The 17,203-nt window shown below is 69.4% G+C and carries 14 protein-coding genes; 10 read left to right on the top strand and 4 right to left on the bottom strand.

From position 1 onward, the window contains the following. The first annotated feature begins 438 nt into the window (after positions 1-438). From BSZ36_RS17730 to BSZ36_RS17720, 3 genes are all read left to right on the top strand, one after another. Complete coding sequence (locus tag BSZ36_RS17730; RefSeq protein WP_179271282.1) at positions 439-4,692, top strand: strawberry notch-like NTP hydrolase domain-containing protein; 4,254 nt, start codon at positions 439-441, stop codon at positions 4,690-4,692. A gap of 98 nt (positions 4,693-4,790) precedes the next feature. Further along, positions 4,791-5,288: a hypothetical protein gene (locus BSZ36_RS17725; protein WP_094551782.1), complete on the top strand. Its 498-nt coding sequence runs from the start codon at positions 4,791-4,793 to the stop codon at positions 5,286-5,288. Positions 5,289-5,440: 152 nt separating this feature from the next. Continuing rightward, positions 5,441-6,445 (top strand): DUF6166 domain-containing protein, encoded by a 1,005-nt coding sequence (locus BSZ36_RS17720; protein WP_143536986.1) that lies wholly within the window; start codon positions 5,441-5,443, stop codon positions 6,443-6,445. 26 nt (positions 6,446-6,471) lie between these two features. Here BSZ36_RS17720 and BSZ36_RS17715 read toward each other — a convergent pair whose 3' ends face one another. Beyond that, positions 6,472-6,888: a hypothetical protein gene (locus tag BSZ36_RS17715; protein ID WP_094551778.1), complete on the bottom strand. Its 417-nt coding sequence runs from the start codon at positions 6,886-6,888 to the stop codon at positions 6,472-6,474. A 242-nt stretch (positions 6,889-7,130) separates the two neighbouring features. On the opposite strand from BSZ36_RS17715, the gene BSZ36_RS17710 reads away from it, so the two are divergent. Further along, a complete protein-coding gene (locus BSZ36_RS17710) occupies positions 7,131-8,405 on the top strand; it encodes a RuBisCO large subunit C-terminal-like domain-containing protein (RefSeq protein ID WP_143536985.1) in 1,275 nt (424 codons plus the stop codon). Positions 8,406-8,490: 85 nt separating this feature from the next. On the opposite strand, the gene BSZ36_RS17705 is transcribed toward BSZ36_RS17710, so the two are convergent. Further along, positions 8,491-9,150: an ATP/GTP-binding protein gene (locus tag BSZ36_RS17705; protein WP_218827752.1), complete on the bottom strand. Its 660-nt coding sequence runs from the start codon at positions 9,148-9,150 to the stop codon at positions 8,491-8,493. Between the two features lie 530 nt (positions 9,151-9,680). Between BSZ36_RS17705 and BSZ36_RS17700 the strand changes: the two genes are divergently transcribed. The 6 genes from BSZ36_RS17700 (at position 9,681) to BSZ36_RS17675 (ending at position 14,627) form a co-directional block, all read left to right on the top strand. Beyond that, positions 9,681-10,397, top strand: a complete 717-nt coding sequence (locus tag BSZ36_RS17700) for a hypothetical protein (protein ID WP_143536984.1) — start codon at positions 9,681-9,683, stop codon at positions 10,395-10,397. 190 nt (positions 10,398-10,587) lie between these two features. Beyond that, entirely contained in the window at positions 10,588-11,433 is an 846-nt protein-coding gene (locus BSZ36_RS17695) for a JAB domain-containing protein (protein WP_218827751.1), read from the top strand. Positions 11,434-11,532: 99 nt separating this feature from the next. Next, on the top strand, positions 11,533-11,838 hold the full coding sequence (locus BSZ36_RS17690) for a hypothetical protein (RefSeq protein ID WP_094551770.1): 306 nt from the start codon (positions 11,533-11,535) through the stop codon (positions 11,836-11,838). 55 nt (positions 11,839-11,893) lie between these two features. Continuing rightward, positions 11,894-12,379: a hypothetical protein gene (locus BSZ36_RS17685; RefSeq protein ID WP_094551768.1), complete on the top strand. Its 486-nt coding sequence runs from the start codon at positions 11,894-11,896 to the stop codon at positions 12,377-12,379. Positions 12,380-12,384: 5 nt separating this feature from the next. Then, positions 12,385-13,377 carry a hypothetical protein gene (locus tag BSZ36_RS17680; RefSeq protein ID WP_094551766.1) on the top strand — a complete coding sequence of 331 codons (993 nt, stop codon included), beginning with the start codon at positions 12,385-12,387 and terminating at the stop codon, positions 13,375-13,377. A gap of 386 nt (positions 13,378-13,763) precedes the next feature. Continuing rightward, positions 13,764-14,627 carry a hypothetical protein gene (locus tag BSZ36_RS17675; RefSeq protein WP_143536983.1) on the top strand — a complete coding sequence of 288 codons (864 nt, stop codon included), beginning with the start codon at positions 13,764-13,766 and terminating at the stop codon, positions 14,625-14,627. A gap of 89 nt (positions 14,628-14,716) precedes the next feature. Here BSZ36_RS17675 and BSZ36_RS17670 read toward each other — a convergent pair whose 3' ends face one another. Then, on the bottom strand, positions 14,717-15,577 hold the full coding sequence (locus tag BSZ36_RS17670) for a hypothetical protein (protein WP_094551762.1): 861 nt from the start codon (positions 15,575-15,577) through the stop codon (positions 14,717-14,719). Positions 15,578-15,728: 151 nt separating this feature from the next. Next, positions 15,729-17,138 carry a hypothetical protein gene (locus BSZ36_RS17665; RefSeq protein ID WP_094551760.1) on the bottom strand — a complete coding sequence of 470 codons (1,410 nt, stop codon included), beginning with the start codon at positions 17,136-17,138 and terminating at the stop codon, positions 15,729-15,731. Positions 17,139-17,203: the final 65 nt, after the last annotated feature.

The raw sequence follows: 17,203 nt of genomic DNA, 5'->3' as shown, positions 1-17,203 counted from the left end.
GTCGAACCAACTCTCTCCTTCCTGATCTCGGCGAGTAGAGAAGGGCGAGGGTGGGGAGGACGGACCGGAAAGGAGAGGCAGGTCGTGGTCGAACGCTGGCTTCCCCACCCCCCGCGATGCCGGGCCGATGGGCGAGCCCGTCAACGCGGCGGGCCGGAGCCCCTTGGAGGGTTCCGCACCAGTCGCCAACTGGAACACCCGATGGCTCCCTCCGCCTCCCATGCCGCCTCGAAGGCGGCAGCTACGTCGGTCGAACAACTCGACCTCTTTGCCCTCCTCGCACCCAGAATCGCGAGCCTGGGTACGACGCCTCCTCACCTACGGGCCAGGTCAGCTCCGTCAGCGCAGCCCACGTCATCGTGGCCCTTCGCAGACACCCAGCCTCTGGCGGTCGAGACGACGACGGAAGCAGTCCAGACCGGTGCGCTCACCGCGTCCGTGTTCGACGCCTACCGGCCGCAGGTCCGAGTCGTCGGTAGCCAGCCGCACCCGACACGGCTCGTCGAGTCGGCGGCCATGGCCGCGGCCACCGCGCCGCCGTGCTTCTACCGGCCTACCCTTCCTCGGCATCTCGTGGAGCGCGGCACGATCTCTGACGCCCAACTGGAGGCCGTCTGCCGAACGGGCGACGCGCACAGATCGCACCTGCCTGGGACCAGCACCGACGAGAAGGGGCCACGGCAAGGCTTTTTCATCGGCGACGCGACGGGCGTTGGAAAAGGCCGTGCTCAACCCCTCCACGCCCGCGTCCTCACGCCGACAGGTTGGCGGTTCATGGGGGAAATCCAGGTTGGCGACCTCGTCGTCTCCGACGACGGCCGCCCGACGCGCGTGACCGGCGTCTTCCCGCAGGGCGAGATGGCCGTCTACCGCGTGACGTTCTCGGACGGCTCCGCGACCGAGTGCACGGACGACCACCTCTGGCTCACACAGACGAAGCGCCAGCGGTACTACCAGAAGAAGGGGTGGGGCATCAATTACCCCAAGCCCGATGTCCGGACGCTCCGCGAGATCCGCGAGTCGCTCCACCTCTGCCACTCGGTCCCTCTCGTGGCCCCGGTCGCGTTCGAGGCCCGCGAGGTCCCGGTCGACCCGTACCTCCTGGGCGTCATGATCGGCGACGGGTGCATCCGCCAGAGCAGCATCCAACTCACGCTCGGCGAGGCCGAGATGGTCGAACGGACCCGGGCGGCTCTTCCAAAGGGCGCGATGCTCCGGAAGGTCCCGTCGCGGGAGTACCACTACGATGTAACCGGGGGGACTCGGACGACGCGAGGGCTCCCGAAGCACCGGAACCCAGTTCTGAACGGCGTCCGTGCGCTCGGGCTCTGCGGAAAGCGGGCGTGGGAGAAGTGGGTCCCCGAGGACTACCTCTTCAACACCGTCGCCGTCCGGCTCGCCGTGCTCCGTGGGCTCATGGACTCCGACGGGTACGCGGACCCTCGTGGGGTCACTATCCACTACACGACCTCCGAGCGTCTCGCCGATGACGTGGTCTTCCTTGTCCAGTCCCTCGGCGGCGTGGCCCGGAAGCGGGTCAAGAAGACGCCCAAGCGCGACTGCTTCGCGACGACGATCACACTCACCCACCGGCTGGCGCCGTTCCGTCTCCGCCGGAAGGCTGAGCGGTGCGGCCCGCGCGAGAAGTACCCGGCCCGGCGCTACATCCAGTCAGTCGAGTACGTGGGTGATATGGAGGCCCAATGCATCGCGGTCGAGGCCGAATCCCGGCTTTACGTCACGGACGACTTCATCGTGACCCACAACACCTCAGCCGCCATCCTCCTCGACAACATCCTCCAGGGGCGCCGCCGCGCCCTCTGGGTGTCCGAGAACTGCAACCTCATGCGCGACGCCATCCGCGACTGGACCGCGCTCGGCGGCCCGGAGGACTTCGTCTTCGACCTCGGCGCGTGCAAGGGACCCATTCAGCAGGCCGAGGGCGTCTGCTTCGCGAGCTACGACACGCTCAAAGGCAAGCCCCGCGAACGCGACGGCGCGGCCGGCAGCGGCCGCCGGCAGACCGGCATCGACCGGCTCGAGCAGGTCGTGGCCTGGCTCGCCGGTGGGGGAGAGGATGGTGGGCCATCCTCCGAGGCCGAGTTCGAGGGCGTCGTAGTCTTCGACGAATCGCACAACATGGCCTCCGCCCTCGACCGTCAGGGCAGCCGAGGCATCCAGAAGGCGTCCCAGCGGGCGCTCGTCGGTGTGGAGTTGCAAGAGCGGCTCCCCAATGCCCGCATCGTCTACGCCAGCGCCACAGGCGCCACCGAGGTCGCCAACCTTGCCTACGCCGCCCGCCTTGGCCTCTGGGGCCGGGGCACCCCTTTCCCGACCGTCGAGGCGTTCGTCGAGAAAGTCAGTGCCGGTGGCATCGCCGCGATGGAGCTGGTGGCGAAGGACCTGAAGTCGATGGGGCTCTACCTCGCCCGGTCCGTTTCTTACGACGGCGTCGACTACCGCACGCTCGTCCACGACCTCGAATCCCACCAGGCTCAGACCTATGACCGCTGCGCCGAGGCGTGGCAGGTCGTGCTCCGCAACATCCAGGACGCGCTCGAAGTCACGAAGGCGGACAAGTGCGGGCGCGCCCGGGCCGCAGCCTACAGCCAGTTCTGGGGCGCCCATCAGCGGTTCTTCCTGCACGTGCTGGTAGCCATGAGCGCGCCGAGCCTGATCCGGGACATGGAGGCGCGCTTGGACGCGGGCGAGAGCTGCGTCGTGCAGTTGGTGTCCACGATGGAGGCGGCCACCGAGCGAGCCTACGCGAAGGCCGTTGCGAACGGGGAGGACCTCCGGGACCTCGATGTGACGCCACGCGACCAACTCTTGCAGTTCGTCGAGGCCAGCTTCCCGACCACGCTCTACGAGGAGTACCTCGACGACGAGGGCCGAGTCCGTTCGCGGCCCGTCAAGAACGCAGCGGGAGACTTCGTCCAGTCGCCTGCGGCCGTGGCCGCGAGGGACCGGCTGATGCTGGAGGTGGGGGCGGTGTCCGTGCCCCACGGCGTGCTCGACCAGGTCGTCGCCCACTTCGGACCCGACGCCGTGGCCGAGGTGACGGGCAGATCGCGGCGGTTCGTCACCAAGACCGTCGATGGCATCGAGCAGGTCGTCGAGGAGCGCCGGACGAGGCGGACGTGCAACGCCGAGGCCGACGAGTTCATGGCGGGCAAGCGCCGGGTGCTCGTCTTCAGCCAGGCCGGCGGCACCGGCCGGAGCTACCACGCCGATCTCGCGGCCGAGAACCAGCAGCGCCGGGTCCTCTACTGCGTCGAGCCCGGCTGGAGCAGCGCGCGGTGCGTGCAGGGCATGGGCCGGGTCCACCGGGCCAACCAGGCGTGCCCGCCTGAGCTCGTGCTCGTGACCACCAACCTCAAAGCCCAGCGCCGCTTCCTCTCCACCATCGCGCGGCGGCTCGACCAACTCGGCGCGCTCACGAAGGGCCAGCGGCAGACGGCGAGCCAGGGCCTCTTGTCGAGCGAGTTCAACCTGGAGACCCCGCTCTCCCGCGCCAGCCTGCACAACTGGTTCGTCGACCTCTACCGGGGCGAGGGTCGGGCGGTCGCCTCGGGCGTCACGCCGGCGCTCGTCGAGGAGCAGATGGGCATCAAGGTTCTGGACCAGGACGGGCAGCTCAACGTGAGCGCCGTCCCCGAGGTGCCGAAGTTCTTGAACCGCTTGCTCTCGCTCCAAACCGGCGCCATGGACGCCGTCTTCGATTCATGGTACGGCTACCTCCTTGAGGCCACCGAGGCGGCTCGGGAGGCAGGGACGCTCGACCTCGGCGTCGAGACGATTCGGGCCGAGCGCGTGGTCAAGACCGACGAGCGGCTCGTCTACACGCACGAGCGGTCCGGCGCGACGACGCAGGTCGTGACGCTGGAGCTCACGCGGCGGACGGAGATCGTGGACTGGGACGAAATCTGGCGCTGGGCCAAAGACTCTCAGGCGATGGGCTCGTGGCTCGGGTTCGTCCAGAACCGCCGGAGCGGACAGCCCTACGCGCTCTTCCGCGCCGGGAGCCGGACGACCGAGACCGGACGCATCGTCCAACGCGTGCGCCGGGTCGGCGTGCGCTCGAACCGGCTGATGGACGAGACCGAGATCAACAGGGCAGGGGAGGAGGGAGGCCACCGGCCCGTACCCACGGACGACGCCAAGGCGCTCTGGGCCGCTGGCGTCGACGCCGCGCCTGAGTTCACGACCGAGCCCATCCATCTCGTGACCGGGACCATCCTGCCCATCTGGGACCGGATCGCGGGGCACCCGAGGATCTACCGCGCCCAGACGGACGCGGGCGAGCGCATGATCGGCCGGGCCGTCATGCCGGAGCACCTGAGCGCGACGCTCAAGGCTCTCGGGGCCTCTGGCGACCGCGTCAAGATCACGCCCGACGCGCTGGCTGAGCGCCTGGTAGCCGGAGCTGAGGCCGATCTCGCCAACGGCTGGCAACTCCGCCGCCGACGTGTGGCGAACGAGCCCCGGATCGAACTCGTGGGGCCGGACCTGGCCGCGATGCGCGAGCTGGAGGCCGACGGGGTCTTCGCCGAGGTCCATGCCTTCCGCACCCGGTTCTTCGTCCCGACAGGGGGGAGGACGACGGGCGTCCTCCGGGCGGTGACGGAGCACCGGCCTGTGGTCGAGATCCGAGGCGGTGAGGGGCGGGGCGCGCTGCGCCGGGCAGCCTAGCGGCGCCGGAGGGCCGCTCCCCTCGGGCGAGGAGCGGCCCCGGCACTCGGCTGGAGTTCGTTCTGCGACTCTCCTCTTCGAGACCCATGTCGAGATCCATGCCCGGCCCCGGCGACTTCTGCCACGGCTGCAACCGCCTGCTCTGCCGGTGTCTCCCTGAACCGGACCGCGACGCCCACGATGAAGCGTCCTATCAGGCGGGCTACGAGGCCTGCCTCGCCGACGGCTACGCCGAGCGCCCGCTGACCGAGTGGATCTACCAAACGGGCTCGCGGGCCGTGTGGGATACCGAGGCGAAGTGCCTCCGTCACCACATGACGCCGCTCCGGTTCGCCGAACTCACCTGGCGGCACCGCCACGCGAGCGCGTGGGCCTACAGCCGGTGGTTCGAGCGGCTCTACGGATTTGGCCTGGAGGCCTACCTCGCGGGCTTCGACGACGCGGGCGCGGGTCTGCCGTCGGCCGTCTGCGACGAGAGAGCCCACGCGCGAGCCGAGGCCGCGCTCGACGCCTACGGCCCTGTTCCTGAGCCTGACCCGGAGCCGGTCCAGCCGTCGACCGAGGCGGTCGAGGTCGACGACTGGATGCCCTTCTAGTCGCTCTCGCTAACCCGGCGCTGCGGTCCGCGAGTCCGCTCGCGCCGCATCCGACACGAGGCCCAGTTTCGATGCCGGGCCTCACTCCCCGCGCCAGAGGCCCCGCCGCTGGCGCCACCACCCAAACCAGACCGGGGGAGGCCCCGATCCCGATGGCACACCCCGCCCACACCCGTTCAAGCCCCAGAGCCTCTGGCGGCATTCGCACCGCTACGGACGTCTGGACGTCCGCTGGGACGCACATCCCCGAGTCCGACATCCGCACCCGTCAGATCGCGCGTCAGGCCCGCTCCTGGCGCGCGTTCGCGAGCGACCATTCCCGAATGCAGCCGGATACGCTGGACACCAAGGCCTTCGACGCCTGCGCCTTCAGCGTCCACCACCGCGCCTCGTCCTTCGCCGTCCCCTCGAAGCTCGTCGGCACCTCGCGCCATCAGCCGTTTCTCCGGTCGCTCTCCCAGGATCCGAAAGCGGCCTGGCTCGCCCTCGACCTCGACGCCAGAGGCGATCACCTCGTCGCCTCGCATGGCGGTCGCGTGCTCGGCCGCGTCCAGCCCAAGCACCTCGGCTGGGTCCGGCCGCTCGTGCCGTTCGGATTCCGGGTCTACCTCTCCCGCGTGACGGGACGGGGCGAGCGCGGCTACCGACTCGGGTGCAACGTCGCCTTCGGCCACGTCGGTGATGCCCTGGCGGGGCTCGCGAACGCGTCCCACGGTGGCGACGGCGCGCCATCCGTGCCCAGCCGCAGCCCGCTCCGGCTCGTCGTGCCGGGCGAGTCTCGCGTCCGAACGGCCCCGGCCCGAGTCCCCGTTCTCCCCGAGCACGAGTCGCTGGACGGTAGCCGGTCCTCGGGGGAGCCCGACGACATCGTCTTGTGGCGCACGCCGGAAGGAGAGGCCCGCGCCTCGGTCCCCCACGTCGCTCGGCACTCACCGACCGGCATCGAGTGGGGATACGGCGGGTCCGGCCCAGCCGACCTCGCGCGGAGCGTGCTGCTCGCGCTCGTGGACGAGCGGGCGGCAGACATGCTCTACCAGCGGTTCAAGCATGAGGTCGTGGCGGCCGTCCCCAAGTCAGGCGGTGTCCTGCGAGCAGCCGAAGTCCGAGCCTGGGTTGAGCAAGTACGGAGGCCAATGCAACGCGCGGCGGAGCAGTAGTGATGCCGCCGATCCGCTACCTACAGTTAAGTAGACCTCCCACTCGACGGGACCGCGCTCGGGCGCTCGACGGCGTGAGCCCACAGAACTGCTTTCTCCGGATCAAGTGCGCTCGTCGGAGCCGCGACCGCGTCCTGCTCGGGTCGGTCTCCCATCGCCTCCGAAGGACCGCTACCGAGGTTCGCGACAAGGACAGCGATCCAACCGACTAGCATGACGAAGTAGTAAAGCTGGAAAACCTTGCGGTTGGAGAATGTGCCGGCGGTGTCCGCCCGCTCTTTGCCCTTCGTGATGAGCGATACCCCACTTCCGCGTTCGATCTCGATCGCTCGCTTTCGGTACCCCTCCATGTAGGCACCGATCCTCCGCTCGTTGTTCCAAGCCACGAGGCACACAATGAGCCCAAAGATCGCCAGGGCGTACCCCCTGAGATCCAAGGCCACCAATTGGTCCCCGATTACGGTGAGGATGGCCCCCTGGACTCCTGTGAAGAACGCTAGCCCCGCACGCCGTTGAACGACCCCGTTCTGCCACCGGTCGTTAAATGCTTGGTACTCCAGTCGTAGCCATTCGTCGGTCGGCGTGGGCGATGAAGGCCTTGGAGCGGGCAGCGGGGGCGGTGCTCCTTCCTCAGGCGGCGGCGGAAGGGGAGGGGTAGTTTCCATCACTCGCGGAAAAGCGAGACTTGTACAAATACAGAGCAATGAGTTCAAACGGTCAACTCGACGCCGACCCCGCTATGTTCTGGTGGCGTGCAGGGCTTGACCCCGAGCGGTACGTCTGGGCTACATACGTCGTTGAGACCTCGCACGATCCCGAACGGGTCGCGACCATGCTCGCCCAAGAGCAGAGCGCTGTGAGCCCCAACATCCCCCATACCGGGCGGCCCGTTGACGCGGACGCGTTCGCCGCCCGGGTCGTGTCTGTCGAGTCCCTCCCAGACGCACCCCCCTCCGGCATTGAGCACTACGCGCTGACTCCCCACGAGTCAGCACCCAGCCAAGAGACGAGGTGGGCGCGGGTCGAAATCGCGTACCCGTTTCCCGGCAGTCCTGCCAGCCTCACGCACGTTTGGACCATCATCGGCGCAGAGGTGCATCGATTCGGGTTCGTGAGGGCGCTGCAGATTGAGGACTTCCGCATCCCGTCCAGTGCTGCGATCCGGGGGCCGCGATTTGGGGTCCGCGGCCTACGGGACGTAGCCGGCGTCTTCGGTCGGCCGCTGCTCTGCCGGTCCGCCCGACCCGCAGTGGGCGCGACCGACGATGAGATGGCCGAAATGGCAGAGCTCGTCCTGTTAGCAGGGTTCGATGCCGTGAAGGACGACGAGCTCACGCTCGCTCGCGGCGCCGACGCCGCCGCAAGGCGGGCGAGAACCGTCGCTAAGGCTGTGCGAAATGCCGAGGACCAGACCGGGGAGCGGAAGCTCTACGTCGCCAACGCGATCGGATCGCGCTCCCAGACGCTCGCCATCGCCAATGCAGCCGTCGCCAATGGGGCGGACGCTCTTCTTGTCAGTTCCGCCCTCCAGGGTCTTGAGGTGTGTGGTGAGCTAGCCGACGAGTTTGGGGTCCCCATCCTTTGCCACAACACGTGGTCGGATGTCCTCTCGCGACATCCTCGATTCGGGGTCTCAGACGCCGCCCTCGCGAGTCTTCATCGGCTCAGCGGTGCCGACCTTGTGATGGCACCTGGCCCCTTTGCAACTCAGACCGCCCCCTCTGAAGCACCCTTCCTTGACGCCGTTCGAGGTCCTGTGGAGGGCGTGAGATCGGCAATGCCAATCTTAGCGGGAGGAAAAATCCCAGAGGGGGTTGCGCAGTATCTAGAGGCGGTCGGGTCCCCGGACTTCATGCTCATCGTCGCGACGGCGGTCGACACCCACCCCGAAGGCATGGCCGTAGGCGCGCGTGAGTTTCGGGACGCCGTTGAAGCCGTCCGATTGCCTGCGCCTCGGTGACAGAAAGACGGGTCCTTGGCGGCGTTGGATCACGATGCGCACCGCGGCGGATACATCCCGGCCAATGTTGAACGCGGGCCGAATCCTATGACGAGGTGGGACATCCGAGCCTCAAGATGCTCCTTGGGTCGAGAGATTCGACCGAGCGGCGCATCGCATCGACTGCGTCAGCCACCCGCTGATGAGATCCGGTCGGGCGGAGTTGACCCATCGCCCGGAGCACGAACTCAACCCGATCATCTGGAGCCAGAGCTGGGACCAGGATTGGATCGTACCCGAGGGCCTCGCTGTATTTGAGGATGAGGTCGTGGAGGCGACGCCGTCTCTCAGGGTCCTCCGTTCGGATCCCATCGGGCACGAACTGGAGCGGCTCTAACACGAAGACGTGTTGATACCTAACGGTCGTCGCCTCCCGCACAATCCTGGAGGAATCGGCAATGCCGGAAATGCCAAAAAAGGCAAACTGATCAATCAGCCCCCGATCGAAAAAGATCGTCGCGCTGGACGCAGCTGCGAGTCTCTCGTGTAAGAGAAGCACGTGGTCGAGGACGAGATTGCGAACCTCATGATCGTTCGCCTCCAGGCGCTCGCGGGTGACTCCCCTTTCCATCAGCGATGAGAACAAGAGCCGCGTCACCTCGGGCGTCACCATTGCCCCCCGTCCCGACAGCGACTCACAGAGCGTGGTCTTCCCCGAGGACGTCGTCCCCGTAATCAGGCACCAGTTCGTGTCACGTCGGTCCACAGAAGGCATGAGAGTTCAGCGGTCAGCTCATCGAAGGCCAGCGCGTGGCTGTCCCTCTCCGCAGAGCGAACCTACCATTGCCTGTCAGGGATCGTATCGGAAGAGGAGAGCCTGGCCACACGACGAGAAGCGATGCGCCGCTTGCTCTGATGCCTGCGTGGGCGGCAGCGGCCGCCAGACGTGGTAAGGGGGGGGGCGGTCAGGCCCTGCCGGACCTGGCGGGTCTCCCTGCCGGTCCGCTGGCCGCACACCGGCAGGAGGGGCGGGGTGGTGGCAGCGGTTTTCAGCAAGCTAGGCGACGGCCGGACAGCGTCAAGGTCGTCGCCCCCGTGCTCGCGCTGCGACGACCAAATCGGAAGACCGATTTGCCCGACGGTCCCTCCGCGCGAGGGCGCTCCACCTTGACTCAACCGCGCGGGCGAGCCGCGCTGTCCGGCCTTACGCCTGCTGGCAAGGATCAAGCCGCTGGCTAGCGGGGGCCACTCGGGTCCTCGGGCACAGCGGCCCTCACGATCCCAAGAGGTCCCGTTATGCCCCGCACGTACTCCCGTCCGCACTACGCTCAGGCCCGTACCTGGTACCGGTTCGCCTGCTGGCTCCGGCGCGCGTCCTGCCCCCAGTTCCATCCGCACCTCATGAAGGAAGACGCCCTGCGTGAGAGCTTCCGGCTCGGTAGCCGGTCAATCATTCTCCCATCGCGCCTCCAAGACTGCGAGGCCGCTGGGCTGGCCCGGCTCGCGGCCCGAGCTTCTGGCGGAGACACGTACCCGGAACTGGTTGCCAGAATCGCCCAGGTCGATCCCGATGATCCGACGGCCGACGAGGTCCACCTCTTCCTCGAAGTCGCCGACCGGACGGGCACGCACACCCGGAAGCACCTGCTCGGCAAGCTGCCGCCGGAGGACGCCCTGTGGGTGGCCCCTCTGATCCGGCTGGAGTCGGACGCCTACGGGACCGGCACCGTCCTTCGGTACCACGTGACCGGAGGCATCCCGGCCGACGATGGCCGGGCCGAGGAGGTCCACATTGCGATCAGCCGGGCGCACCAAGCGGCGGCGGCCTGGCTCGATTGGGCCGACGACCGGAAGGCCTGGGCGGAGGCCCACGCCGTCGCCGACGAGAGCCCGTACGCCTACCGGGCCACGTACCGAGACACCGTCGCGCCCGGCTCCTTCGGAGCCTCGGACTACGGAAGCCTCCTCTACACGACCGATGCGTACTCCGAAACGGACTGGGGCGATGCGTAGCCCCCATCCTCAGCCCGGCGACCGCGTGGTCGCCGGGCTTCTTTTTTTTGCCGCAACAGGAGGGGGGCAACAGGGAGCACAAGGCACCCCCGCCGACCGCGAGTGCGCGTCGGCCGACGGGGGCGCTCCCACCGCGGGCGACGTGAGACCGTGCGGAGCGACCCGCAGGCCGAGCGTCTGCTGAGTCATCATGGCGACCCCGAACCCGGATGGACTGACGCACCCAGGCGGCGTCACGGCCCTCAATCTCCGCGTGCTTCGCGACATCGAGGCCAGGATGTCCGAAGGCGGCGACCGCTACGATGGCGCGCCCGTCGTGCCCCAGCCCGCGCTCGACCGCCGCGAGCGGTACCACGCGAGCCGCCTCGCCGCGCGCGGTCGTCTCCGCCGCGTCGAGACCGACGCGCCGTGGTTCGCCCGTCGAACCGTGCTGTACGGCTCGGTGCCTGAGCCTCTGGCAGATCGCCCTCATTCCGTCGTTCGAGAGCCTGCCCACGCGCTCCGCCAGTCTGAGGCGCACGTCGAGGGCACCGTCCACGGCGCCTACCGCGACGCGCTGTTCTCCGGCGTCCCGCTCTACACCACCCGGCTCGTGCGCGAGCGGACGTTCACGTTCCCGACGCGCGACCAGGTCCGCTCACCCGCCGACGCCGCGGCGGTCCTCGCCGAGTACTTCTCCGACCGCGACCGCGAGGAGTTCGTCGTCGCCTTCCTCGACACGGCCAACACGCTGACTGGGCTCCACGTGGCGTCCGTCGGCGGGCTCGCAGCGAGCATCGTCGAGCCGAGGCAGGTGTTCAAGGCCGCCGTGCTGGCGAACGCAGCGGCCATCCTCCTCGCGCACAACCACCCCTCGGGCAACCCGGAGCCCAGCCGGGAGGACGTGGCCGTCACGCGCCAGCTCGTCGAGGCGGGCAAGGTCATGGGCATACCCGTCCACGATCACCTCATCATCGTCCCGTCTACGGGGACGACGGACCTGAGCGACGACGGGGCGCCGTCCTACACGAGCCTGGCCGAGCGTGGGCTGGTGTAGGGGGCTGAGACGAGGCCGCCGGGCTCTCCCGGCGCGGGGGCGTCGAGGGACGAACGCCCCCACGCCGGGGGACCCCTCCGAACCAGCCTCTCCACTGCAATGGCTGCACCCGCTCCCGCGAGCACGCGCTCGCGCGCCGCCCGCTTCCCGCTCGGTCACGTCGTCGCTACGCCCGGCGCGCTCGACCTCGTCCGCACGCACGGGCTCGACGTGATCGCCCTCGTCGGTCGCCACGCGGGTGGCGACTGGGGCGACGTCTCCGAGCACGACGCCCAGGCCAACGACCGCTCGGTCGAAGGCGGGACCCGAGTCCTCTCGGCCTACGAGACCAAGGGCGGCAAGCTCTGGGTCCTCACCGAGGCCGACCGCTCCGCCACGACGGTGCTTCTCCCCTCGGACTACTGACCCATGCGCCCGCCCCTCCAGGCACTCCTCCAGCACATCGAACCGCACGACTGCCATGACCCGTATCGCCATCCTCCTCGCTCTCACGCTCGTCTCGCTCCTGGCCGCGCCCACCGCCGCCGCGCAGCGCGACCAGCCCTACAACCTCACGGGTGCCACCATCCAAGAGTGGCAGGACAAGCCTCTCACGTGGCGCAGCTACGGCGGCGGCACGCTCTCGGCCACCGCCACGATCTACGGCAACGCAAGCCGCCACGACAGTGACGAGCGGTCGTACAGCGTCGTTCTGGTCCAGGGCGAGGGCAACCGCGCGCCCATCACCGAAGACGCGAAGTACCTCGCCGAGATCATCGGCCGCGACCTCGGTGTGTCGCCCACCCGGCTGGCCTTCCTCTTCCGCTTCGCCGTCGAGGGCACCGACCGACCGCTCACGATCCGGGCCACGTTCCGGCTCTCGTCGTCGGGCAACCTCGTCTCGCCGTCGTGGCGGGTCCTCTCGACCGAGGAGGTCGAGGACTACACCGACCGCCAGCTCCGGTAGCCGCTATGAGGAGGCACACCCAGAAAGTCACGTGGAGCCGGTTCGTCTACGCGCTCACCCGCGCCTGCCGGAGGTTCTCGCGTCGCTACGAGCACACCCCGGCGCAGGCCCGCGCCTTCGTGGCCACGCTCGCGCTCCCGGCGCTGCGCGCTCGCGCGCTCGCCGCCGCCGATGCGTGCGGCTACGCGGACCCGGCCGACCATCTCTTCGTCATCGAGGCCGTCGCCTTCGTCCTGGCCGAGCGGTTCGACGTCTGGCATCGGGCCGAGTCCGCACACCCCAACGTGGCCGAGGGCGACCCCGACAACCCGCTCGTGGCCGCGGTCTACCGCCACCGTCCGGGCCGAGAAGGGGAGACGGAGAGCCTGTACATCGCCACCTTCACCGCGGCCGTGAGCGGCTATGGATGGGGACGGAGCCGCATGGGAGAACTGGTGGGCTTCCGCGCCGTCGAGCCCGACCTGGAGCTCGACCCGCGCCGCATCGGGTACGTCAACAACAGCCCTCGGACCCGCGCCAGCCGGGGGTTCTTCGCCCGGACGTGGATCAAGGCGCTCCTCCCACCTGAGGCACGCCGCGCCGTAGGGCAGGCGCGGCGAGCGCGCCGCCAGCGCAAGGCCGTGCTCGCCGGGCTCCCGTCCCGTCTCGTCCGACTCGACGGCCAACCCGGGCGGCCGACGCACAGCGTCCAGCCTGAGGGGCACGTCGAGCCGCTGCCTACGGGCTTCCACGCCACCACCAAGCGGGACCTGTTCCTCGCCTCCCTCGACCCGGCGACGCTCGCCCTCATCGAGCACTACGTCGGCCCGAGCGACTTCTGGCGGATCGCGACGGGCGACCTCTACCCCGACGAGCTCGCGGCCACGCTGCGCGTGCCGACCACGGGACCGGGAGGCATCGAGGAGCCGGGCGGGATCGCCCGGCACCGAGCGCTCGCGCGTCGCCGTGCTGACCGCCAGCGCCGCGAGGCCCACGGCCAGACCGATTTGTTCGTGTAGCCGCGTCACTGACGCCGCAGGCGAGAGCCTCTGGCGCGAGATCGACCGGGTCCATCTCGGTCGCACAGACACCGGCTCCGCCCGGCGCGCCACTCCGCGTCCCCCTCCGCTCGGCTCTGTCCGCTCGCCAGGACCGAGAACGGTCCACTCGCTCCCGACGCCTCCCGTCGGGGTCCGCTTCGGACCCGCCCGGCTCCGCCTCCCCGGCATCATGATCCCCAGCCGCAGGCCGACGGCGGCCAGCGGCTGCCCCTGTCGGGGAAAGGGGAACTGCACAGGCCCTCGCCCCTCGATCCGCTCAGCCGAGGCCGACGGAGCCTGCGGGCAGCACCGAGAGGCGCCTGCCCGCAGGCTCCACCGACCCACCCAGCATGGCCCACGGCTCCATGAGCTCTACCCCAGACGTCCCCCTCGCCGATCTCCCTGAACGGTACCGACCGCTCCTCACGCGCTTCGACGCCGTCCGGCCCGACTGCGCCCGCGTCGCCCGGCTCGCGGTCGCCCGAGGCGAGAGGACAGGCAAGCCGTACGACCTCGCGTTTCTCCGGACTCTCGTCGAGCGCGCCGAGCGCCAGACGCCCGCCGACCCGTCCCGGCGCTCGCCGGTCGAGCCCGAGCCCTACACCGAGGCCGACCTCCGCCGCCACGTCGAAGGGACCTTCCGCCGCTCGGAAGGACTGTGGGACGCCTTGCGCGAGGCCGAGCCCCACGTCGTCCCCGCCGTGCTGGAACTGGTCGCCCGGCTCGTCGGCCGCCTGGCGTCGTGGGGGCTCCACGGCCGCGACGTGCGCGCCTCGACGCGCGGACCCGAGGGCGAGCAGCCACCCAGCGACTACGGCCGCGCCGTCGGTCGGCTCACGACCGGCGCCGCCCGGCTGGCGAAGGACCTCGCCGATCGGGACGCTGGTCGCGACCCCGAGGGCACCGCGCGCCGTCTGGCCCGCGACCAGGCCGCGTTCGCGAGCGCCGTCGAGGCCGCGCGCAGGCTTCTGAGTGGTGGCCCGCTCGTGCTCCCGACGCCGCCGCCCGAGCGCGTTGGCGACTACCGCTCTTGGTGGGCCGTCACCGGAGGCCCCGGCACACCACGCGGAAAGCGGTTCGGCATCAAGCACGGCTCCGTCTCGAAGCGCTTCGCCGACCGTGACAACGTGCTCGGTCCCTTCCCAACGAAGCGGGCGGCCACCGACGCGGCGAAGCGCGCCGTCGCTACCCCGGAGGACCGCCGGGTCGGCCTGTTCGCAGTCCGCTAGATCGGTACTCGTACAGCGTGCGCCGCCATCGTGCGGCGCAGCCTTTTCCAGCGACGGATGCTCTGACGATCCCCACCAGGGGCTCCGGCTCACATCGCACCAGCGAACCTGCCCATCCGCTCGGATTCGAGCTCCCGTCGATCCGCTTCGAGCCGCTCGCGCCCTTCGACGACCGCGGCCTCCCACTCGCGAACCGCCCTTTTTTGATGCTCGAGAGCCTCGTTTTCGTGCTTTAGCGCTTCTTGCCGCGCCTCTAGCGCACGGCGCTCCGCTTCCAGCGCCGACCGCGCTTGGGTCAGGTCGGCCCACCCTGCGGTGTCGTCCGACCCTACGACCGCTCGAGTCGCCGCCCGCCCCTCTAAGGTTGGTGCGTACGTCACGCCGTCGTCGTTCTCCGCCCGAGCGAGCATTTCATGCCGGGCCAGCGCCTCCAGCGCCTCGTTCGCCGACGCTAGGCGGCCGGGGTAGAACCCCGCCTCCCGCACGTCCGACGCGGTGAACGGGCCACGCCGACGGCAGGCCCATGCCATCACGGCACGCCACCGCTTCCGGCGTGCGCCCGAGAGCGCACCCACGTCCCGAGCCGCGTTGTTCGACCGGAGGTACACCCCAATCACACGACCTAGCTCGAGCACTTTCACGGCGAACCGAGCGTCCGTCGACAGCCCCGACAGAAGCACGGGTCCGAGCCCAGCCCCCGACAACGCCGTGCGCAGAGCATCCAGGAGCCCGTTGAGGGACTCCCGGTCCCCGGCCCCCATCCAGTTGAGTGCCAGGCGTGTGCTCTCGTGGACCAGCGCGTCGGCCGTCGAGTCTGCTACGTCCCCCTCCCGCAACGCGGAAAGGATATCGCCGACGGTCGCTCCCACGACCGCAGGGTCAGAGGGGAGCTCCAGAACGCGCTCAGAGAGCGAAGGGGCGGGGGCCTGCGGGGTGGTGAGAGCTTCCATGAGTTGAGGGGGCAAGGGTGCCAATACGAACAGCGGACAGGTATCGTATGGGCTCCACCCGTTTTTATCGTACACGCAGCGTAAGGTACGGATGTTTCATCGTACAGTCAGCGTAAAACTTAAATTGCCTCGCTAGAGCCCCCTTCTCGACCTACCGAGCGCCCCCGCTGAACCAGTCGAGCGTAGGGAGGGGGACCTCCACCAGCACCCGGCCGCTGTCGGGAGGGGCGCTCACTCGCGAGGTCTCCGCTTCGTCTCGTCCCTCATGGCCAGACGGGAAACGGGCGTGCCCGCCTGCGTCCTCCGGCTCAGTGGTCAGTCCGCCGACCCGGTACGGGAGGGACCAAAACGCGACATCGACGCCATCATCCGCCACCCACGCCGCGTTCACGTAGTAAGTCGCCGTCTCGTGGTGGCGGCCGGACTCCTCGGCCTGCCCCCAAAACCACGCCGCTGCGCTCCCATTCATCGAGGGGATCACCACGTGGTCGGCCGACCGGTACGCCTTCGTTCGGATGTCGCCGAAAGGCCCATCTGCTCCCAGTACGAGCGCGTCCTTGCAGATCAAGACCGAGAACGCCCCCACAGGCGTGGGTACCACCCGGACCCGCCCACCTGGCTGGATGTGCTCTCGGACGGCTGTGCAGCTCTCCGCTTCTGCCCGCTGCTGGATGTCGCCGCCCAACCCCGCCGGTCCGGTCGTGATCGGCTCCGTCTTCTCGACGGTGCACACCGGGACCGCCACCCCCTCGACGACGGCCCACACGGGGGACCCGTTCGCTACGGCGTCGGCGTCGCGCTCTGAGGCCACGTGGAAGCTCCCGGCCACCACGAGGCAGAGCGAACCGGGCGTGGACTCGATCGCGTCCCGGAGCGCTGTCCTGCCGGCCTCGTCCACGGCCAATTCGGGGAATGCCAGCACGTGGACACCCCGCTCGACGGCCCAGGCGACCGCCTCGCGCAGCGGAGCACACTCCCCGGACGGATCGTCCACGGACATCCCCCGGAAGCCAAGCGTGTCGAGGTCGACTACCTCTGTGGCCTCGAACGCCGTCGGCCCGCTGCCCGGAAGTGCACAGAGGCCCACTCGCAACGCCCCGTCGAGCAGGGCGGACCCGAAGGCCTCTGTCACCGCCCTCTCCTCGACCCACTCCTCGCGGTGGAGCACCCCGCGAGCGAGATGAGGGAACGGCTCTTGAATCGTGAACGGGCGGCGGGGCCGCGAGGCGACCGCCCCCCACCACCGCTGGCCGACGAGCCGAATCCGCTCGCCCTCGCCGTCTACGGGTTGGAGCGGCTGGCCTCCAAAGTGGATGTCGAGGGCGTGAAGAACCGCCTGGAGGTGGACCACGCGCCCTCGCTCGTCCAGGTCCCCTTCGCGTTCCGCCCACCAGGCCAGCGCTTCGGTCACCGCTCCCTTCCCCTGGATTCGCTCCCGCACCTCGACAGACAACTCATCTCGGTCGGGGTCCGGCTCCATCGACAGCATCGTCGGATCGTCCTCCGCCAGCGCCCGCCAGGCGTTGAGGAGAGGGTCGAGCTGGGAGAGGACCGTGGGCATGCGCTTTTGGAGTGGTGCAAGCTACCGGCCACTGACCCACCATACCCGGGGTCGCTCCACACCGA

The organism is Rubricoccus marinus (assembly GCF_002257665.1).
Classification (GTDB): Bacteria; Bacteroidota; Rhodothermia; order Rhodothermales; family Rubricoccaceae; genus Rubricoccus; species Rubricoccus marinus.
The sequence above is the reverse complement of the archived record's forward strand: the minus strand, read 5'-3'. Positions and strand labels throughout refer to the sequence as shown.